At 66.6% G+C, this 20034-nt stretch carries 21 protein-coding genes and 1 pseudogene; 14 read left to right on the top strand and 8 right to left on the bottom strand.

Annotated features, from left to right (window positions below):
* Positions 1 to 2 precede the first annotated feature (2 nt).
* The 3 genes from pqqC to pqqE are packed head-to-tail and all read left to right on the top strand — an operon-like array spanning position 3 to position 2141.
* The gene (pqqC, locus tag AC3WLY_RS06580) at positions 3 to 722 is read left to right on the top strand and encodes a pyrroloquinoline-quinone synthase PqqC (RefSeq protein ID WP_425130090.1); all 720 of its coding nucleotides are present in this window, start codon (positions 3 to 5) and stop codon (positions 720 to 722) included.
* Entirely contained in the window at positions 719 to 1000 is a 282-nt protein-coding gene (gene pqqD / locus AC3WLY_RS06575; RefSeq protein ID WP_034180785.1) for a pyrroloquinoline quinone biosynthesis peptide chaperone PqqD, read from the top strand. Before pqqC ends, pqqD begins: the two co-directional genes overlap by 4 nt.
* Before the next feature lies 1 nt (position 1001).
* Complete coding sequence (gene pqqE, locus AC3WLY_RS06570) at positions 1002 to 2141, top strand: pyrroloquinoline quinone biosynthesis protein PqqE (protein WP_425130089.1); 1140 nt, start codon at positions 1002 to 1004, stop codon at positions 2139 to 2141.
* A 190-nt stretch (positions 2142 to 2331) separates the two neighbouring features.
* Here pqqE and AC3WLY_RS06565 read toward each other — a convergent pair whose 3' ends face one another.
* Positions 2332 to 2670, bottom strand: a complete 339-nt coding sequence (locus AC3WLY_RS06565; protein WP_425130088.1) for a helix-turn-helix domain-containing protein — start codon at positions 2668 to 2670, stop codon at positions 2332 to 2334.
* Positions 2671 to 2748: 78 nt separating this feature from the next.
* On the opposite strand from AC3WLY_RS06565, the gene AC3WLY_RS06560 reads away from it, so the two are divergent.
* Positions 2749 to 3648 carry a hypothetical protein gene (locus AC3WLY_RS06560; RefSeq protein WP_310132242.1) on the top strand — a complete coding sequence of 300 codons (900 nt, stop codon included), beginning with the start codon at positions 2749 to 2751 and terminating at the stop codon, positions 3646 to 3648.
* A 207-nt stretch (positions 3649 to 3855) separates the two neighbouring features.
* A complete protein-coding gene (locus tag AC3WLY_RS06555; RefSeq protein WP_072442034.1) occupies positions 3856 to 4086 on the top strand; it encodes a hypothetical protein in 231 nt (76 codons plus the stop codon).
* A gap of 142 nt (positions 4087 to 4228) precedes the next feature.
* On the opposite strand, the gene AC3WLY_RS06550 is transcribed toward AC3WLY_RS06555, so the two are convergent.
* From AC3WLY_RS06550 to AC3WLY_RS06535, 4 genes and pseudogenes are all read right to left on the bottom strand, one after another.
* Positions 4229 to 5107 carry an alpha/beta hydrolase gene (locus tag AC3WLY_RS06550; RefSeq protein ID WP_175962285.1) on the bottom strand — a complete coding sequence of 293 codons (879 nt, stop codon included), beginning with the start codon at positions 5105 to 5107 and terminating at the stop codon, positions 4229 to 4231.
* Positions 5108 to 5219: 112 nt separating this feature from the next.
* A pseudogene (locus AC3WLY_RS06545) lies at positions 5220 to 5375 on the bottom strand (alpha/beta fold hydrolase); the annotation flags it as partial.
* Between the two features lie 49 nt (positions 5376 to 5424).
* On the bottom strand, positions 5425 to 6231 hold the full coding sequence (locus AC3WLY_RS06540; RefSeq protein WP_425130087.1) for a DinB family protein: 807 nt from the start codon (positions 6229 to 6231) through the stop codon (positions 5425 to 5427).
* Positions 6232 to 6376: 145 nt separating this feature from the next.
* Positions 6377 to 6808, bottom strand: coding sequence for a YciI family protein (locus AC3WLY_RS06535; protein ID WP_310132249.1), 432 nt, complete (start codon positions 6806 to 6808; stop codon positions 6377 to 6379).
* Between the two features lie 214 nt (positions 6809 to 7022).
* On the opposite strand from AC3WLY_RS06535, the gene AC3WLY_RS06530 reads away from it, so the two are divergent.
* On the top strand, positions 7023 to 7253 hold the full coding sequence (locus AC3WLY_RS06530) for a hypothetical protein (protein WP_072442027.1): 231 nt from the start codon (positions 7023 to 7025) through the stop codon (positions 7251 to 7253).
* Positions 7254 to 7562: 309 nt separating this feature from the next.
* On the opposite strand, the gene AC3WLY_RS06525 is transcribed toward AC3WLY_RS06530, so the two are convergent.
* The 3 genes from AC3WLY_RS06525 to AC3WLY_RS06515 all read right to left on the bottom strand — a co-directional run bounded on the left by AC3WLY_RS06525 (position 7563) and on the right by AC3WLY_RS06515 (position 10861).
* Positions 7563 to 8987, bottom strand: coding sequence for an MFS transporter (locus AC3WLY_RS06525; protein ID WP_492309901.1), 1425 nt, complete (start codon positions 8985 to 8987; stop codon positions 7563 to 7565).
* A 162-nt stretch (positions 8988 to 9149) separates the two neighbouring features.
* Complete coding sequence (locus tag AC3WLY_RS06520; protein WP_175962204.1) at positions 9150 to 9911, bottom strand: ABC transporter permease; 762 nt, start codon at positions 9909 to 9911, stop codon at positions 9150 to 9152.
* 5 nt (positions 9912 to 9916) lie between these two features.
* Positions 9917 to 10861, bottom strand: a complete 945-nt coding sequence (locus AC3WLY_RS06515) for an ABC transporter ATP-binding protein (protein WP_072442024.1) — start codon at positions 10859 to 10861, stop codon at positions 9917 to 9919.
* Positions 10862 to 11296: 435 nt separating this feature from the next.
* Between AC3WLY_RS06515 and AC3WLY_RS06510 the strand changes: the two genes are divergently transcribed.
* The 8 genes from AC3WLY_RS06510 (at position 11297) to AC3WLY_RS06475 (ending at position 20030) form a co-directional block, all read left to right on the top strand.
* Positions 11297 to 11593, top strand: a complete 297-nt coding sequence (locus AC3WLY_RS06510; protein ID WP_492309902.1) for a cupin domain-containing protein — start codon at positions 11297 to 11299, stop codon at positions 11591 to 11593.
* Positions 11594 to 12208: 615 nt separating this feature from the next.
* Entirely contained in the window at positions 12209 to 13822 is a 1614-nt protein-coding gene (locus AC3WLY_RS06505; RefSeq protein ID WP_492309903.1) for a DUF2957 domain-containing protein, read from the top strand.
* 71 nt (positions 13823 to 13893) lie between these two features.
* Complete coding sequence (locus AC3WLY_RS06500) at positions 13894 to 15147, top strand: DUF2957 domain-containing protein (protein WP_492309904.1); 1254 nt, start codon at positions 13894 to 13896, stop codon at positions 15145 to 15147.
* Between the two features lie 73 nt (positions 15148 to 15220).
* Positions 15221 to 16045, top strand: coding sequence for an OmpW/AlkL family protein (locus AC3WLY_RS06495; protein WP_072442016.1), 825 nt, complete (start codon positions 15221 to 15223; stop codon positions 16043 to 16045).
* A gap of 121 nt (positions 16046 to 16166) precedes the next feature.
* Positions 16167 to 16670 (top strand): PraA/PraB family alkane oxidation protein activator, encoded by a 504-nt coding sequence (locus AC3WLY_RS06490; protein WP_034180772.1) that lies wholly within the window; start codon positions 16167 to 16169, stop codon positions 16668 to 16670.
* Between the two features lie 225 nt (positions 16671 to 16895).
* Complete coding sequence (locus AC3WLY_RS06485; RefSeq protein WP_492309905.1) at positions 16896 to 18017, top strand: hypothetical protein; 1122 nt, start codon at positions 16896 to 16898, stop codon at positions 18015 to 18017.
* A gap of 379 nt (positions 18018 to 18396) precedes the next feature.
* Positions 18397 to 19539: an MGDG synthase family glycosyltransferase gene (locus AC3WLY_RS06480; RefSeq protein ID WP_072442013.1), complete on the top strand. Its 1143-nt coding sequence runs from the start codon at positions 18397 to 18399 to the stop codon at positions 19537 to 19539.
* Positions 19536 to 20030, top strand: a complete 495-nt coding sequence (locus AC3WLY_RS06475; RefSeq protein ID WP_175962208.1) for a hypothetical protein — start codon at positions 19536 to 19538, stop codon at positions 20028 to 20030. Before AC3WLY_RS06480 ends, AC3WLY_RS06475 begins: the two co-directional genes overlap by 4 nt.
* Positions 20031 to 20034 lie beyond the last annotated feature (4 nt).

Below are 20034 nucleotides of genomic sequence, written 5' to 3'. Positions count from 1 at the left end.
CCATGAACGCACCGATCCCCGCTACGGCGTTGCACGCGACGCCCTGGACCGCGACCGAATTCGAGGCGCGCCTGCGCGCGCTCGAATCGCGCTATCACATCCATCACCCGTTCAACCGGCGGCTCAACAGCGGCGCGTGTTCGCCCGCGCAGATCCGCGGCTGGGTCGCGAACCGCTTCTACTACCAGATCAACATCCCGCTGAAGGATGCGGCGATCCTGTCGAACTGCCCCGATCGCGACACGCGGCGCCGGTGGATCCAGCGGCTGATCGATCACGACGGGCAGGGCGACAACGAAGGCGGCATCGAGGCGTGGGTGCGGCTCGGCGAGGCGTGCGGTGTCGATCGCGCCGAGCTGTGGTCGCTCGAACACGTGCTGCCCGGCGTGCGCTTCGCGGTCGACGCGTATGTGAATTTCGCGCGGCGCGCGCCGTGGCAGGAAGCCGTGTGCTCGTCGCTGACGGAGATGTTCGCGCCGCAGATCCATCTCGACCGGCTCGCGGGCTGGCCGTCGCACTACCCGTGGATCGAGCCGGACGGGCTGCATTACTTCCGCAGCCGCGTGCCGCTCGCGCAGCGCGACGTCGAGCACGGGCTTGCGGTCACGCTGCAGCATTTCACGACGCCGGATGCGCAGCAGCGCGCGCTCGGCATCCTGCAATTCAAGCTCGACATTCTGTGGTCGATGCTCGACGCCGTCGAAAAGGCCTACCCCGTATGAACGCGATCGATGCCGCCAGCGGCGTGCCGCTGCGCCCCTGCCTGAGGGGCATGTACCGCCTGCAGTGGGAGGTGGCCCAGGATGCCTACGTGCTCCTCTATCCGGAAGGAATGGTCAAGCTCAACCCGAGCGCGGCCGAGATACTCGTGCGCTGCGACGGCACGCGCGAACTCGACGACATCATCGGCGAACTCGAGTGCCTGTTCAGCACGTCGGACCTTGCCTCCGACGTATACCGTTTCCTCGATCACGCGCGGCTGCGCGGCTGGCTCGACTGACATGTCGCCCGACACGTCCCGTCCGTCCGCGCCGCTGTGGCTGCTCGCGGAACTCACGTACCGCTGCCCGCTGCATTGCGCGTTCTGCTACAACCCCGTCGACTTCGCGACGCACGGCGCGGAGCTCGACACCGATGCGTGGCGCGCAGTGATAAGCGATGCGCGCGCGCTCGGCGCCGCGCAGATCGGCTTCTCGGGCGGCGAGCCGCTGCAGCGCGGCGACCTCGAGACGCTCGTCGCGCATGCGCGCGGGCTCGGCTTCTACACGAACCTGATCACGTCGGGCATCGGGCTGAACGTCGCGCGTATCGAGCGGCTCAAGGCAGCCGGGCTCGATCACATCCAGTTGTCGCTGCAGGATTCGACGCGCGAGCTGAACGATTTCCTGACCAGCACGCGCACGTTCGAGCTGAAGCGCGACGTCGCGCGGCTGATCAAGGCGCACGGCTACCCGATGGTGCTCAACTGCGTGCTGCATCGCTACAACCTGCCGCACGTGGGACAGATCATCGAGATGGCGCTCGATCTCGGCGCCGATTACCTGGAGCTCGCGAACACGCAGTACTACGGCTGGGCGATGCTGAACCGCGACCAGCTCATGCCGACCGTCGAACAGGTGCGCGAGGCCGAGGATACGGTCAACCGCTATCGCAAGCTGGTCGGCGAGCGCTGCCGGATCCTGTTCGTCGTGCCCGACTATTTCGAGGCGCGCCCGAAAGCGTGCATGAACGGCTGGGGCTCGGTGTTTCTCGGCGTCGCGCCTGACGGCACCGCGCTGCCGTGCCATGCCGCGCGTTCGCTGCCGGGGCTCGCGCTGCCGAACGTGCGCGATCGGTCGCTGAAGGAAATCTGGTACGACAGCGACGCGTTCAACGCGTTTCGCGGCGATGACTGGATGCGCGAGCCGTGCCGCACGTGCGACGAGCGGCATACGGATCACGGCGGCTGCCGGTGCCAGGCGTACCTGCTGGCAGGCGATCCGAAGGAAGCCGATCCGGTGTGCGCGAAGTCCGCGCATCACGGCAAGGTCGAGCAGGCGGTGCAATTCGCACGGCGACTGGCACCGCGCGACGAGCAGCCGCTGGTGTTTCGCAGCAAGGAGAATTCGCTCGCGCAATGCGGGGCGGCGTGCGACTGCTGACGAGCTACGGCGACGACGGCTTCGTCACCGCCCCCGCGTCCGCGCGGCAACCCTCGCGCCGATAGCGCAAGAAACGCCTTCGCGCAGCCAGCGAAACCCGGCACCGAAGTGAACGGGCGCTGGCGCCTGCCGCCGCGCTCCCGGCCGACTTCAAGCCGCCCGGCAAAGCGAACGAAATCGAACCGCGACATCACCCGTCGTCGGCCTTCGCTTGCAGATCCTTCAACCCCTGAATCACGACCAGCAGTGCGCGCCCGTGCTCGTCGGAGCCGTCCCATGCGTCGACGATCGCGTCGCGCAGCAGGTCGTTATAGCGGCGGCGCGACGGCCCGGTATCGACGCCATAGAAACTGCATAGCTTATTGAATGGCACGCTGCGGCGCAGCCGATGCCCGTTCGACAGCCTCAGGCGCGACACGGTTGGCTGGCTGACCCCGGAAAGTCGCGCGATTTCGCTGGACGAGCGTGTATCTGCCATCAGGCGGCGCAACAGGTCTTGAACGGGAAAATCTTGGTCCGGGGCTTCCATGCGATGCATTATACCTATACAGTTACGGCTGTTGAATGGGCTTCCTGTCACCAGCGAGGCTGTATCCCGAGAAAGTTGATGACGCTGAAACACCTCCCACCCACGTTCTGCTGGACCAAGATCGGTACCGAGTCCGGCGAGGAACTGCCGACCGTCGTGCTCCGCAAGGAATGGGAGCGCCGGCTCGGGGGCGGGCGTTTTCTGTGGGGTATCAACCAGCCGCTCGGCAGCAGCGCGCAAGTCGCCGCGCATCGCACGGGCTCGCTGCTCGCGCTGTTTTCGCCGGTCGCATCGCGCCCGCGCGCGGGCGAGCGCAAGGACGCGCTGCTGTGGAATGCATGGGTCGATGCGAGCGGTCAGGTGCGGCCGCTTCCGCCGCACACGTTCATCGCGAGCCGCTCGACGCTGCCGTCGGGCCGTCGCCGCGAACAGCACTACGCGCTCGTGTGCGCGTCGTCCACCGCGCTGACGGTCGGCACGCAGTTGCGCGTGTTTCCCGATCACCTGCGCAGCGTGAGCACCGGCAAGCCGCTTGGCGCCGCACAGGGCGCGGCCGTGGTCGATTGCGTCGGGCGCGCGAAGGAGCAGACGGGCAGGAGCTATCCGCTCGCGCTGTCGGTCGAGCTCGAAGCGCCGTATTTCGTGCGGCTCGCGCAGCCGTGCGTGCTGAAGGCGCGCGATCTCGCGGAAGTGAACAAGGCGACGCGCGCAGGCGATTTCGATCGCTTCGTCGAGCTGGTTGCGCGCTTGCGCGGCCGTTCGCCGACGGATGCCGTGCGCGGCGTCACGCGCGACCTGTTCGACGTACCACCGATCGAAACCGCGGCCGCGTATGTCGCACCCGCGCATGCGGCGCGATTGCGCAACCGGCCGGCGGTCGAGCATCCGCGCGATCTCACCGGCGATCTGTTCGACCTGTCGCCGGGCGAGGCTGCTGCGTTCGGTGGCCTTGCGCATCCGCGCATCGGGCGCGCGTGACGACAAGCGCGGAGCAGGTTGCGCAAGAATTTGTTGCAATCTCGCCGTAGCGGATCGGCGAGCGCAGGGGGACAATCGGCACGAAGCGCGCTGCGCGGCGGCCGATGCGTCGACAATCGATGGATCGTGGTTCACGCCGCCGACATGCGCACCACGCACACTGAGCGTCGGCTTGCTTCACACTGCAATCCTGAGGGAGGAGTGTCGATGTCGACCCATATCTGTTCGAGGGAAGCCCGGGCCGCGCAACGCTTCGTCGAAGCGACGCGCAACGTCGATCAGGCCTTTCGCGCGGTACGCGGCGAAAGCGACGACGACGTCTCGTCGGCCGAATACGCACGCGCGATGTCGCGCCTCGATCGCGCGCTCGACGAGCTGGCGCGTGCGCAGGAAGTCTTCGATCGCGTGGTGAGTGCCGACGCGGCGCGCCAGATCTGATCCAGGCGTTTCCGCTTTAGTCGCGTCGATCGGCGCACTTTCTTTCTGTTGCCGGCTGCTGTTCGGCACGTCTGTCGTTCAATCCGACCGCATCGAATCGATACCGTTGAACCGCGTTGCGCCACTGCGCGCGGCGCGCGCATCAGCCCGCGCGCGTCATGCCCGGTGCAGGGGGGGCCGGATGGAACGCGTAGCCGCGATGCTGGAACGACGCCGCGAAGAACCGCATCTGGTAGCGGATTGCATTCGCCCAGTAATCCCAAGTATGGCCGCCGGCCCGCTCCGCATAGTCGTGCGGCACGCCGAGCGCGACGAGCCGTTCGTGCAGCGTGCGGTTGGAGCCGACGAGCGCGTCGTCGCGGCCGCAATCGATCGTCACGTCGAGATGAGCACGCACGAACGCACGAGCGCTTTCGACGATCGCATTGCGGTTCCAGAACGACGGATGGCGGCCGGGATCGCCGAACACGTGGTCGATGCCCGGCTCGTCCTCGCAGCAGCGCGGATCGACCGCGCCGCTGATGCTGCCGACCGCGCCGAACGTGTCGGGCCGGTCGAGTGCGATGCGCAGCGCGCCGAAGCCGCCCATGCTGAGCCCGGTGATCGCGCGGGCGCGCTGCGTCGCGATCGTGCGGAAGTGCGAATCGACATAGGACACGACTTCGTCGCCGACGAAGGTTTCGTAGCGGCTGCCCGAATCGAACGGGCTGTCGATGTACCAGCTTTCGTGTCCGCCGTCGGGCATCACGAGGATCACGCGGTAGCGGTCGGCCAGCGCGGCGATGTGCGTGTTCGACGTCCAGTCGGTATGGTCGCCGCCCGAGCCGTGCAGCAGGTAGACGACCGGGTAGCGTTCGCCGTTGCGGTTGGCGTGTGCGTAGTCGTCGGGCAGCACGACGGTGGCCCTGAGCGTCTCGCTCATCGCGGCGCTCGGGATCGCTACGACCCGCGCATGAAACGCGAAGGCAGGGCTCGTGACGGCGAGCAGCAGAAGCAGCCAGAAGGCGCGTGCCAGGTGCATCGATCCTTGCATGTGTCGACCCTTTCCGGCGCCGGGGCACCGGGAAAACCCTGTTCGGACGACTCTAGCAACCGCACCTTTCAACCATATTTCGGCGAATCCTACGGGTTTGTCAGGAGGGCGGCGCGCACACCGCACACACGATGCGCGCGACTGCCTCGCGAAACGCGTCGGGCCGCTCGGCCGGCATCAGGTGCCCGCAGCGTTCGATCGTGTCGAAGCCGGCGCGGCGCGCGAGCGCCCGGTCCGGCACGTGCGAGCCCGCACGTCGAACGTGCCGATGAACCCGTGGATGAAGACGACGGGCGCAGGCAGGATCATCGGGCGGGCGCGGAAGGAAGGGGCGGCAACTCGAGTTCGGCGAGCAGCTCGTCGAGTTCGAGCACGTGCGTGCGGTCGTGGTCGAGCAGTTCGCGCACGAGTTCGTCGAGCGACATGCGGCGGATGCCGTCGCGCAGCCCGCGGCGCGCGAGCTGCGCGGGTTCCAGCGCGGCGGCCGTTGCGCACAGCGCGGCGCGGCCGGTGCGGAATGCGGCGACGGCGCGGTCGATCGGCTGCGCGAGATAGTCGCGCTGCGCGGCGAGCGCGGTGCCGTCGACCGACGCGATCACCGGCAGTTCGACCGTGCGCACCGCGTCGATGCGTTCGGCGAACACCGCGTCGAGGTCGCGCAGGTGGCACGCATGCTCGACCAGCGAGAATCCCGTGCCGGCCGGGCGGCGCGTCCACAGCGCGGCCGGCACGTGCGCGGCATACGCGGCGAGCCGGTCGGGCATGCGGGCCAACTCGGCGACGACGTCGGCGAACGGCAGCGTTTGCGGATATGCGCTGAACACTGCGCCATAGCTGAACAGCGTGCCGCCGAGCCGCCCGCGCGCCTGCACGACGTCGTGGCCGTGGCGGCGCATGACTTCCGCGACCATCGCACCGCAGAACTGGCGGGCTGTCGTGTCGGCTTCGATTTCGGGGAAGTTGCGCGCGATCTCGTGCTGGATCGCGCCGATCGCGGCGACGCCGACGCGCGACAGCGCCGCGAATTCCGGATAGCGCTCGGGCTGTGCGATCAGCGCTTCGAGCTGGGTGCCGAGCGCGGTGGTGCGGAAACGGTCGAAACGGGAATGCATGGCGAACGGACCCCATCTAGTAACGTGTCAAAACGATACGTTAATAGATGGGATGTCGTCAACCGGTTCATTCGGGCGAGAGATGGCGCCACGCCGCGCCTCGGCGCGATCCAGGGCGCGCGCGAGATTCGCGCTTGCCCGCCGGTCAGGATTTCTGCCGGGCGTCGATTTCCGCGCGTATGCGCGCTTCCTGCTGTTGCAGCTCCGGCGTGAATTCGTCGCCGAATTCCTCGAGCTCGAACAGCGGGCGGATCTCGATGTCGGAGTCGCCGGGCATCGGATTCGGGCAGCGCTTGACCCATTCGACGGCTTCTTCCATCGATTTGACCTGCCACAGCCAGTAGCCCGCGACGAGTTCCTTCGTTTCGGCGAACGGGCCGTCGATGACGGTGCGGTTCTTGCCGGAAAAGTGCACGCGCTTGCCGCGGCTGCTCGGGTGCAACCCGTCGGCGGCGAGCAGGATGCCGGCTTTCACCAGTTCTTCGTTGAAGCGGCCCATCGCGGCCAGCATTTCGGTGTCGGGCATCCGGTAGGACTCGGAATCGGCGGTCGCCTTGACGATTACCATGACGCGCATTGTCGTATCTCCTTGAACGGGAATCGGGGGTTGCCGCTGGTCGTGCCGACGGCAAAACAAAACGATCGGTTACGACAATACGACGCGCGAGAATGGCGCGAATCGACATCGTGCACGAAGAATTTTCGATGACGGGCGAACCGGCGGGCGCTGCCGCGGAGCGCCCCGCCAAAACTGGTATGCTGATCCTCACCACGTTTACGCGGAGGGTGCCATGGCTGCTAAAGAAGTCTCGAAGAAGAAGTACCTGAAAATCCTGAACAAACGCTTGCGTGCCGAGCCGTCCGCCCCGGACGGCGCGTCGTTCGTGTTTTTCCCGCTGGGCGCGAAGGCGAAGCACGCGACGGGCGTCGTGTCCTCCGACGCGCGCAGCAAGCGTGAACTGGCGGTGATGGCCGCGGTCCAGCGCAAGGCGGCCGAAGAGTTCGTCGTCACCGGCGCCTGACCGGCATCCGTCATAGCAACGCTTGCATCGCTGCCTGCGTGCGTTACGCGGCGGCCGCGTCGCAATACGCAATCGCACCGGCCAGCACGCGCGGGATGTCGTGCGTGATGGCCGGCCCGTGCATCGGCAGGATGATGTCGAGGTCGAGCGACTGGATGCGGCGCAGCGCGCTCGCTAGGTGCGCGAGCGACGGCAGGTAGTCCGAGCGCTCGATCGAATCGACGATCGCCGGCAGCGGGTCGTCCGTTGCTTCGTTGTCGGCGCCGAACGCCTTCCCGCCTGAAAGAAAACCGCCATCCGATCCGCGGATCAGGACACTTCGTCAGCGGCCGCCGCCGGATACCGGCCGCTGCCGCCGGCTTCGTCGCCCGCCGCCAACTGCTCCAGCGCGAGGCCCTTCGTCTCGATCCCGAGCGTCCACACGGCGACCGCGGCCGCGATGAACGACAGCGCGCCGAGCGTGAACACGCCGCCCTGGCCGAACACGGGCAGCACGACGCCCACCACGTAAGGCCCGATCAGCGAGCCGACGCGCCCGATCGCCGACGCGAAGCCCGAGCCCGTCGCGCGCGCGCCGGTGCCGTACAGTTCGGGCGTGTATGTGTACAGCGCGGCCCACATCCCGAACAGGAAGAACTGCATCGCGAGGCCCGTACCGATCAGCAGCGCCATGCTGCCGCCGTACAGCGCGCTCTGGCCGTATGCGTACGCCATCGCGCCGCCGCCGATCAGCGACGCGATGCAGGTCGGCTTGCGCCCCCAGCGTTCGACGAGCCACGCGGCGCACAGGAAGCCCGGCACGCCGCCAAGCGAGATCAGCACCGTGTAGAACACCGATTTCGTGACTTCGAAGCCGGCCTGCTGCAGCAGTGCGCCGAGCCACGACGTGAGGCCGTAGAAGCCGAGCAGCGCGAAGAACCACAGCAGCCACACCATCACCGTGCGGCGGCGGTACACGCCGCTCCAGATCTCGCGCAGCGCGCCGCGACCGCGCGTGGCCACCGGTTCGGCGAGTCGCGACGGCGGCGGCAGCGTCGCGACGCCGGCCGAGCGCATCACCTTCGCCTCGATCGCGTGCATCACCGCGTCGGCTTCCGCGTGCCGGCCCGCATGTTCGAGCCAGCGCGGCGATTCGGGCACGATGCGGCGCACGACGAGCACGAACACCGCGGGAATCGCGAGCAGCGCGAACACCGTGCGCCAGCCGAACTGCGGCAGCACGAAGTACGCGACGACGCCGGCCGTGATGAAGCCGAGCGGCCAGAAGCCGTCCATCAGCGCGATCAGGCGGCCGCGCTTCTCGGTCGGCACGAATTCGGACAGCAGCGTCTGCGCGACCGGGAATTCCATCCCCATCCCGATCCCGAGCAGCACGCGGTAGACGATCAGCGCGTCGACGCTCTGTGCGGTCGAGCACAGGTACGACGCGGCGCCCCACAGCACCATGCTCCACTGGAACACCGGCCGGCGGCCGAAGCGGTCGGCGAGCAGGCCGGCGACGGCCGCGCCGAGCACCATCCCGAAGAAGCTTGCGCTCGCAACGAGGCCGGCGGCCGCGGTCGACAGCCCGAACTCCTTGCGGATCGAGCCGAGCACGAACGTCATCGTGCCGAGATCGACCGAGTCGAAGAAGAACGCGATCGCGATGATGAAGAAGATCCGCTTGTGATAGCCGGAGAACGGCAGGCGTTCGAGCCGGGCGGCGGCGGAGGCGGGAGCGGTGGCGGCGGGCATTGGCGTCCTCTGAAATGAAACAGGGCCTCGCAGCGCATGCTCCAAGGCCCCGATGCTTCGGTATTCAGTAGACGCGACCACAAAATGCCGCATCAGAGGAAAAGCGCCGCCTGCTTGCCCAAATGCGTCATCGGCGGGCGGCGTGGGATGAGTCGGTTGGCGTCAGTTCTTCAGCTTGTATCCGGTGCGGAACATCCACGCGACGATCGCGAGCAGGATCACGAGGAACAGCCCGGTCGCGGCGAGGCTGATCCACACGTGCACGTCCGCGAGCCCGTAGAACGACCAGCGGAAGCCGCTGACCAGATACACGATCGGGTTGAACAGCGTGATGACGCGCCACGCGGGCGGCAGCATGTCGACCGAATAGAAGCTGCCGCCGAGGAAGGTGAGCGGCGTGATGATCAGGAGCGGCACGAGCTGCAGCTTCTCGAAGCTGTCGGCCCAGATGCCGATCACGAAGCCGAACAGGCTGAACGTGACCGCCGTCAGCACGAGGAACAGCACCATCCAGAACGGATGCAGGATATGCAGCGGCACGAACAGGCCGGCCGTCGCGAGGATGATGACGCCGAGCAGTATCGACTTCGACGCGGCCGCGCCCACGTAGGCGATCACGATCTCCCAGTACGACACGGGCGCGGACAGGATCTCGTAGATCGTGCCCGTGAAGCGCGGGAAGTAGATGCCGAACGACGCGTTCGAGATGCTTTGCGACAGCAGCGACAGCATCACGAGGCCCGGCACGATGAACGACCCGTAGCCGATGCCGTTCACGTCGCTGATGCGCGAGCCGATCGCGGAGCCGAACACGACGAAATACAGCGACGTCGAGATCACCGGCGCGATGATGCTCTGCATCAGGGTGCGGCGCGTGCGGGCCATTTCTGCGCGGTAGATCGCGCGGATTCCTTGAAGATTCATGCGCGTCAGGCTCCTTGTGCGCCGTTGCGGCGGTTGTCGATCAGGCTGACGAAAATATCCTCGAGCGAGCTCTGCGTCGTGTGCAGGTCGCGAAAGCCGATGCCGGCCGAGCCGAGCGCGTTGATCAGCGTCGCGATGCTCGCGTCGTCGCGCTGCGAGTCGTAGGTGTAGACGAGCGCGGCGCCGTCGTCCGCTCGTTCGAGCCCGAACGGCGCGAGCGCGGGCGGCACGTCCGCGAGCGGCTGCTCAAGCTGCACGGTCAGCTGCTTCTTGCCGAGCTTGCGCATCAGCTCGTGCTTTTCCTCGACGAGCACGAGCTCGCCGCCGAGGATGATGCCGATCCGGTCGGCCATTTCCTCGGCTTCCTCGATGTAGTGCGTGGTCAGCAGGATCGTCACGCCGCTTTCGCGCAGCGAATCGACGAGCTTCCACATGTCGCGGCGCAGCTCGACGTCGACGCCGGCGGTCGGCTCGTCGAGGAACAGGATGCGCGGCTCGTGCGACAGCGCCTTCGCGATCATCACGCGGCGCTTCATCCCGCCCGACAGCGTCATCAGCTTGCTGTCGCGCTTGTCCCACAGCGACAGCGCCTTCAGCGTCTTCTCGATGTGCGCGGGATCGGGTGCCTTGCCGAACAGGCCGCGGCTGAACGACACGGTCGCCCATACGGTTTCGAACGCGTCGGTGGTCAGCTCCTGCGGCACGAGGCCGATCATTTCGCGGGCCGCGCGGTATTGATCGCGGATGTCGTGGCCGCCGACCGTCACGCGGCCTTCGGTCGGCGTGACGATGCCGCAGATCGAGCCGATCAGCGTCGTCTTGCCGGCGCCGTTCGGCCCGAGCAGCGCGAAGATCTCGCCGGGGCGGATGTCGAGGGTCACGTGCTTCAGCGCCTGGAAGCCGGACGCGTAAGTCTTGGAGAGGTCGGAGACGGAAAGGATCGGTTGCATGCTCACGGATGGCACGGCCGGCCGGCGCGACGGTGTGCGCCGCACGTGCCCGGAGTCGCCGCCGCTGCGAAGCGGCCGGGATCGGGGACGGCATGGCGAACGGGCGTCATGTCGAACGGCGTTGTGGTGCGGGATCGCGGGACCGCCATATTAGCAATCGGTAGATGGAAATGCATTTTGGTGGAAAGGTCTTGCGTTGTCGGTGCCGGATTTGCTTGAAATGGCCGAGTTTTTTCTCAATAGAGTGGTGCTTTGTTTGAGTTGCTCGAACAATTTGGACTGTTTCCTGCGAACCGGACGGCGATCGCGTTTTCTCGCGGCCGCGCGGCGGCCGGCCCGCCGACTGTGCTGCCCGAACGCCTCTGCGCCGTACCGGGACGGCATGCCCGGCGCTCGCGATAATGCGTTCCTTTCACGGTTCACGGAGCAGGGCGAATGTCTTTGATCGATTTCAAATCCGTTGCGGCCGCGCAGGCCGCCGCGTGGAAATCCGCGATCGTCGGCGAAGTCGGGCCGGCCAGGATCAAGGTGTTGCGCATGGATGCGCAGCCGTACGAAGCGGAAGTGCACGACTACAACGAAGGGCTGCTGGTGCTCGACGGCCAGCTGATGCTCGAAGTCGGCGCGGAAACGGTCGTGGTCGAGGCCGGGCAGATGTATCTCGCGCTCGCCGGCACGCGCCACGCGGTGCTGCCCGGCAGCCACGGTACGCTCGCGATCATCGACGTGTAAAAGGTGGCGCGCCGCGTTCGCGGGGCCGCCTGCGGGCCGGCTCGCCCGCCCGGCGCGGAAAGCGGCCTGCCGCGCAAGCCCGTCGCGCGGCCCATCTATTTGTCTGAGCAAATAAAATGAAGGCTGTTTGAAAAACTGTCAAACGACGTGAAAACACTAGGATCGCGTGGTTCCGTTCGTTTGGAACTCTGCATCCATTTACTTGTTTGAATGGTCCGATCATAGTCTCGTCAAACGACGCATCACGATAACGAATCAAGCGTACGTACGGAGACGAATTCATGCGACGCGTATCCACGGGGCCAACCGGACTGCCGTTTCCCAGTTTTTCGCTGAATGCAGGCGCGACATACGTCGTCGGCCTGCGTTGGCGCATCGCCGTGTAGCGGCGCACCACTTTCCGTTTCGATCGTTCCGACGGCGCCGTGCCGCATGACGGCGCCGCGGGAGCGCGCTTGTCTGCCGCCGCGGCTTTCATCGCATTTGCATGAGCTGCAGGGCGGTTGCATTGCGAACACCATCATGCGCCGCGCGCTCGTGCGGCGGCGCGATACCAACCGGCGAGCCATGCAGCCCGTCCGGACGAGACTTGTCGTACCTGTAAAGGAGGGGTTGATGATTTGCATTCCTGAATGGCGGAAGGTGATCCTGTCGTGCGCGGTGCTGGCGCTGCCGTTCGTCGCCGGTTGCGGCGGCGGCGACGATCCGGGGCCGATCAACGTGCCGCAGTGCTCGGGCAGCGCATGCGGGCCGAGCGGCGCGATCACGCAACCGCCCGTCGTGACGAAGCTGTGTCCCGATTCGCTCGATTACACGACGACCTACACGGGTGGCGCCGGCAGCGGCGAATACGTGAAGGTGAAGTTCGACACGACGAAGCTCACGTATCAGATGCAGTTCATCGAATCGTCGGTACCGACGTCGGCGGGGCAGGTCAACAACACGCGCGCGGGCCTGACGATCAGCGGCGCATTCCATCATCCGACCAACCTTCCGACCGCCGAGCAGAACCGCTGCGCGTTCGTGCTCGACAGCGGCGCGACCAGCGACGGCGCGTATTCGGTGACGATCAAGCGTACCGATCCGCCGATGCTGTTCGTCGGCAATGGCGTGGTTGGCGGCGGAATTCCGGGGGCGACGATCGCGTTCCAGGGCATCGAGCCGATTCCGGGTTTTGTCCTTGGCGTGGTGCCGTCGCGCACATTCGATTTCTATCCGTTCATCGGCTTTGTCGAAACGGAAACCGACTTCACGAAGGTCGCGGGCAACTACAACGAAGTCGGTATCCATTTGTCGCCGGTCGGCGGTACCGCCCAGGATGCGAACGGGGCTGTCGGCTGGGAGCCGGACGTCATCAACTGGAACCAGACGTTCAATGCGGACGGTTCGTGCACGATCACGCAGGGCAGCGACTACTCGTGCCAGACGACCGGGTCGCCGTGGACGCTGCGCAAGAACGCGGACGGGTCGGCGGACAACGTGTTCGTGAGCAATGCGGTGGCGAACCCGTTCGGTACGGTTGCGTATCCGGTCGCCGGGCAGGCGCCGGGCCTCGTGATCGTGACGCCGAGTCAGGCGAAGGGCATCATGATCGTCGGCAAGCTGAACGGCGTACGTGTGCCGATTGTGATTCGCGTCGGCTATACCCATGTGGATACGACCAATCCGCTCGCCTCGGTCGCCGATGCCGAAGTCGGGATCTCGATGCTCTCGTCGTCCACAGCGATTGCCGCGAACTCGCTGAAGGGCGGTTACATCGGCGCGACGAGCGCATCCGCATGCGGTGTCGTGACATCTACCGGTGTGGGGAACACCATCGCGCAGTCCGGCCCGAGCTTCGATAACCAGGTGCCGCACCCGGATCTGCCGGGCACCTTTGCCAACGGCTTCTTCATGGCGGAGGCGGGTAGCTGCAACGACGGCACTGCCGTGTCGACGATTTCCGCGAACTACACGTCGACGTTGTTCCAGGGCGGCACCGCGGCATTCATCGATCCGCAGACGTCTTCGGTGACCTCGCAGTTCGCGCTCGACTACACGCAGGCGTCGCCCGGCAAGATCAAGGTCACGGCCAACAGCGATTTCAACGCGAAGGGCGCAAGCGGCAATGTCGCGATCTTCAAGAAGGGCGACACGGGCTGGATCGCGACGGCCGGCAACGTCTACGCAATGGTCGTCAACAACAGCCAGGTCAACCCGTTCTTCACGGTCGGCGCGTTCGTCCAGTAACTGCGTACCGAACAAGTCACGCCGGCGGCGCATGCGTCGCCGCAGGCGAATCGAATTTCAAGAGGATTCCTATGAATATGAAGCAATGGATGGTTGCGGCGTCGCTCGCACCCGTGCTGGCTGCGTGCGGCGGCGACGGCGACCCGCCGCCCGCGCCGGCGGTCCGGCTGTGCCCGCAGACGATCGACTACAGCACGGTGTTCATCGGCGGCTCCGGGTCGGGCGAGCTCGTGAAAGTGCAGCTCGACACCACGAAGATGACGTTCCGGATGACCTACCTCGCATCGCCGGTGCCGACTACCGCGGGCACCGTGCAGCCGACGCGCGACACTGCGCCGGCCAACGTCGTCGACGGCACGCTGGCCGACGAAACGGGCCTGCCGACGGTGAAGCTGAACCAGTGCACGTTCCGGATGCAGAACGCGAGTCTCGACCCGAGCCGGCCCGCGCGGCTGTTCCTCGGCGAAGGCGTGCTGGGCGGCGCGATTCCCGGCGCGACGATCCAGTTCGACGGCGTGATCGGCGTCGGCAGGATTCCGAAGACGACGTTCCCGTATTACCCGTTCATCAGCTTCTCGTCGCTGGAGACCGACCTGACGAAGATCGCCGGCACCTACAACCAGCTCGGTTATCACCAGGTGCCGTCGCAGAACTTCCAGCCGGTGGCGCTCGATCAGAAGGTGACGATCAACGCGGACGGCAGCTACGTCGAGACCGACAACTTCGGCAAGAAGAACGGCGGGCAGCCGCTTGCGTCGAGCACGACGGTGAACCAGCCGTTCACGCTGCGTCCGGATGCGCCGGCGTTCCAGTCGCTCAACTACCAGCCGCAGATTCCGCCGACGCTCGCCGCGCTCGATCCGGCGAAGGCCGGCAAGGGGATCCTGATCGTCGGCAAGCTGCGCAACCAGCTCGTGCCGGTCTTCATCCGCACCGGCGCCGCGAACGCCGACCTCACGCAGGGCCCGCCGAGCGCGGACGACGAATCGGGCATCTCGTTGCTGAGCCCGCAGACGACGATTGCGCTCGGCTCGCAGAACGGCGAGTACACGGGCGTCGACAGCGCGTTCAACTACCGCGCGACCGCGCTCGTCGGCGCGCAGGCCACGCTGCTCGATCCGTTCAACGCGTCGCAGGCCGCGCTCACGCGCGCACTGAACCTCGACTTCACGCAGAAGGTGCCGGGCGTCGTGACGACCGTGCATGCGGATGCTGCGTCGGGGCCGGCGACCGGCAAGTTCGTGTTCACCGGCGGCGTATTCGGGTTCCTCGACATGGCCGATACGAGCAATCCGTACTTCACGGTCGGCGCGTTCGTGCAGTGACCACACCCGGACGGAGACACGGCGGCGTCGCGCGCGGATGCGCGGCGCCCGGACAGAATGAGAGGGAGACTTCATGAAGAAGCTGATTGTCGCGGGTGTCGTCGCAGGCGTGTCGACACTCGCATCGGCCCAGCAGGCGGGCGACAACGTCGCGACGCTGGGCTGGCTGCACATCATGCCGCAGGATTCGACCAATGGCCTGACGACGAATCTCGCGAACATGCCGATCAACGGGCCGCTGCGCCTGCCCGGGTCGTTCACGTCGCCGGGCACGAGCCTGACGGTCAACAACGCCGATACGGTCGGCCTCACGCTTACGCACTTCTTCACCGACCACATCGCGGTGACGTCGGTGCTCGGCGTGCCGCCCGAGTTCACGCTGACCGGGCACGGCGTGATCCGGCCGCCGGGCCCGGCCGGCTCGCTCGGCTCGGTCGACATGGACAAGACGTCGAACCAGCCGGCCGTGAAGAACGCGCGGCAGTGGAGCCCCACGATCATTCTGCAGTACTACTTCAATGCGCCGACGGCGAAGTTCCGCCCGTTCGTCGGGATCGGCGTGGCCTACAGCTGGTTCAGCAACATCGAGCTGAACGGCAACTTCGCGAAGGACATCAACGAGAACCTCGGCAGCGTGCTCGCGGCCGGCGCAGGCAAGCCGGGGCCGACGTCGGTGGAGGGCAAGGCGTCGTCGTCGTTCACGCCGGTCTACAACATCGGCGCGAGCTATGCGATCGACAAGCACTGGGGGCTCACCGCGACGCTGACGTACATGCCGCTGAAGACGTACTCGTCGCTCGTGATCAAGGCGGCGGACGGTTCGACGCTCGCGACCACGCGCACGCGGCTGAAGGCCGATCCGCTGATCACGTTCGTCGGGATTTCCTACAAGTTCTGAGCCGACCGGCGCGCATGACGCGTGCCGGCGGCTTCCTGCGACCGGCTGGCCGGGCTCTTTCGGCCGGACGGTTGCGTTCCTGGCGGCGTGCCGCCATTTGTGAAGAGAGGGGGCAGTTCAAATGAGCATTCGCAAAATCGTATCGCTTGTTGCTGCAGTGGCATTCACCGCGGTTTCGGCCGCGCCTGCTTTCGCAGTCACCGTTTCGCGCGCTGACGGGCAGCCAATGAACCCGAACGGCGAGCCGTTCTCCGTATCGGGGCTCACGACGCTGAGCAAGGGATCGATCAGCGCAAACTGTACCGCGACGTTCAACGGGACGATCACGTCGACCGGCATCGTTCACATCACGTCGACGCAGTTCGCCGGAGGCGCCACGTGCGGACTGATCAGCGGCAGCGCGAGCAGCACGTCGCCGTGGACGGGCCAGGCCGACAGCACGACGCAGCTGTCGATCAACAACGTGCAGGTGAACGTCGCGCTGCTCGGCGCGTGCGGCCCGAGCAAGGTGGTAACGGCATGGAACGATCCGAACTCGTCGCTGACGTTCAATAACGCTGCATTGACGCCGAATTGCACGGTGTCCGGCACGGTCACGACGTCGCCGAAGTTCCACGTGCAGTAAGCGTCGAGGATCGAAGCGGGGCGTCCGCCGTGCGCGAGGGGCGTGCGGCATGCGCGGCGGGTTTCCGCAGCTTCGATGCGTTCGAGCCGTCGCGCGTATCGGCGCGACGGCCGATTGGCCGCCCGCGTCGCGATCCGATGCGGGCGGACCTACAAGGTCGGCACGGTGTACCGCGCGGACTGAAACGACATTATTCCAATTGGCCAGAACACTCCCGGACGACCCATGCTCACCGACCCAGCGAAGTATGGCGATGCCCGCGGCGCGACGCCTGACCGGCTGCGCACGGCTGCGTGGCTGCAGTACCTGATCGAACATCTCGACGCCGCCGCTTGCGCACCGGCGGCGGGCGACGCCGGCGACACGGCAGTCGTCGCGTCATACGCGATACGCCTGCGGGCAGGCGCGAGCCTGTCTCGTGACGCAGCGGCCGTTCTTAACGGGCTTGCGCCGTGGATCGCAACGGATGGCGGCGGCTGCGCTTGCGACCCGACCGACCCGCTCGGCGCGTGCTCGCATGTGCCTTCCGCGCGGCAGCTTGCCGAAGCCGAACGCTGCTGCCCCGGCTCGCGCGCCGTGTTCGACGCGGCGCACGGCGTGATCGATGCGTGCGCATTCGACGATCCCGATGTCGGCTGGGCCGCGCTCGCGCGGATTGCAGGCGGTGTCGAATGCAACGGCGAAGACGCTGGCGAACGTACCGCACATGAAAGAGAAGAGCATGGCGAGGTGCCGCCTGCGAAGAACCTGGGAGAAAAGCTGGCTGTCATCGCGGCGGCGAGTGCGGAAACGTCGGCCCGTCCCGGTGCCGTCATCGACGCGATCGTGCTGCGCGTGTGCGGCCCGCGCGACGACGCATCACGCATCGACGAGATGGCCGCGCTCGCGATGTTCTCGGCCGCGCTTGCCGCAGGCAACGGGATCTCCGTTGCCGCGTATGGTGGTCAGCACAACCTCGTCGCGCGGGCGATCCGTACGCATCGCGCCGATCTCGCATCGGTGGACGGGTTGCTTGCCGCGCTGTCCGTGTGCCGGCTCGACCGACTCGCCGGCGCGGGCAGCTTCTGGGCGTACTACCTGCTGACGGGCATCGTGATCGCCGCGCCGGACGCGGTGCGCGAAATCGGCCGTCGTTTTCATGGCGACACATGGCAGACGTGGCTCGACGACGTGCTCGCGTGGCCGGCGGTCAGCCGCTTCGGGCCGAAGGAGGATGTCGCGTTCGAACGCCTGCGCGACGCGATGAGCCTGACGTCGCGATGGAACCCGATCGTCCGCGCAAAGCGGATGCGGACGCGGGCCGTGGCGACTGCCAGGTTCGGCGAAGACGCGGAGAAGGCCCGCTGACACTCGGCTTTTGCCGACATGAAGCGACATGACCTGCGCGCGAGCACCCGTTCGCGCTGAAATACGGCACCCCATTCGCGCGCGCGAGTGGGGCATGAAGCGGCGGCGCCCCTAGCCGCCACGCGCGGTCGGCGCCTCCCGCCGACCGCGCGCCATGCGATCCTGACTGACAGCGCGGCGGCGGCAGATCCGGGCCGCATCGTCCGGACGCAGTATGATTCCGCAGACGATGCCGGCGATCGATCGATCCGGAGTTCCCAACCGCCCGCACCGCCGAAGATCCGCCAAGCTTGTTGAAAGCCGGAAGCGAGACGCAGTTGCGTGAGAGCGCCGCTGCCGAACCCGCGTCCGGATCACCTTCATCGAAACGGTCAGTCAGATGTCAAAGCACAACAAAAAAATCCTTCTCCTGAGCGTCAGCGCCGGCGCCGGTCATACCCGCGCGGCCGAAGCGATCCGCGCATTTGCCGACAGCCATCCCGCCGGCATCGAAGCCACGCACCTGGACGTGATGGATTTCGTGTCCACCGGCTTTCGCAAGCTGTACACCGACCTCTACATCAAGCTCGTCAGCAGCCAGCCGGCGCTGTGGGGCTACCTGTACCAGAAGACCGACGAGGTCGATCCCGCCGCGCCGTCGCAGAAGATCCGGCGCGCGATCGAGCGGCTCAATTGCCGGCAGTTGCTCGCGGAAATCGAACGGCAGCGCCCGGACGCGATCATCTGCACACACTTCCTGCCCGCCGAACTGCTGTCGCGCGAGATCCGCAAGGGGCGCGTCGACACGCCGGTGTGGGTGCAGGTCACCGATTTCGACCTGCACAGCATGTGGGTCGTGCCGAACATGCGCGGCTACTTCGCGGCCAACGACGAGATTGCGTGGCGCATGCACGCGCGCGGCATGGCGCCCGAAACGGTGCACGTCAGCGGTATCCCGATCATGCCGGCGTTCGGCCGGCCGCTCGATCGCGCGGCCTGCGCGGCCGAGTTCGGCCTCGATCCCGCGCGACCGACGTTCCTGATGATGTCCGGCGGCGCGGGCCTCGGCGGGCTCGACGTGCTGGCGACGCGGCTGCTGGAGATGGACGCCGATTTCCAGTTGATCGCGCTGGCCGGCAAGAACCAGACGATGCTGGCGTCGCTGCAGACGCTCGCCGCGCAGCATCCGGGCCGGCTCTTTCCGCAGGGTTTCACGCAGCAGGTCGAACGCCTGATGGCCTGCGCCGACCTCGTCATCACGAAGCCGGGTGGCCTGACGACGTCCGAATGTCTCGCGATGCAGCTGCCGATGATCGTCAACTCGCCGATTCCGGGCCAGGAGGAGCGCAATGCGGATTTCCTGCTCGAACAGGGCGTGGCGCTGAAGGCCATCGACGACGATGCGCTCGTCTACCGGATCCGCGCGCTGCTGCAGACGCCGGAGCGCCTGGCCGACATGCGCCGCCGTTTGGCCCCGCTCGGGCGGCCGCTGGCCGGACGCTTCGTGCTCGATCGCGTGCTGGGACTGGAGCCTGCCGCATGAGCGTCGCGCGTTTTGTGCCGACGCGTCATACGCTGTTCGTCGTCGCATGGGTCATGTTGCTCGCGTTCTTTTTCGCGAACGTCGAGATCCAGATCGAGGGCAGCGCGGGGTGGGCCGCCAACCTGCCGACCTGGCGCATCGACAAGCACTGGCTGCTCGACATCTTCTGGGGCGGGCGCCCGATGACCGGATACCACGCGTGGGTGTTCCCGTTCGTCGCGCTGTTCTTCCACCTGCCGCCTGTGTTCAACGGGCACTGGTCGTGGCGCATCGAAGCCCGCATCATCGCGTGCATCATGGTGTTCTGGCTGACCGAGGATTTTCTGTGGTTCGTGCTGAATCCGGCCTACGGTCTTGCCCGCTTCAACCCGGCGCACGTGCCGTGGCATATCCACTGGCTGGGCGTGGCACCCACCGACTACTGGACCATGAGCGCCGCCGCGATCGTCCTGTTCATCCTGTCGCGCGAGCGCAAGCGCGCATTCCACTGAACAC

It is taken from the genome of Burkholderia sp. FW306-1C-G01B (assembly GCF_058781685.1).
This window is presented reverse-complemented; position numbering and strand designations above follow the sequence as displayed.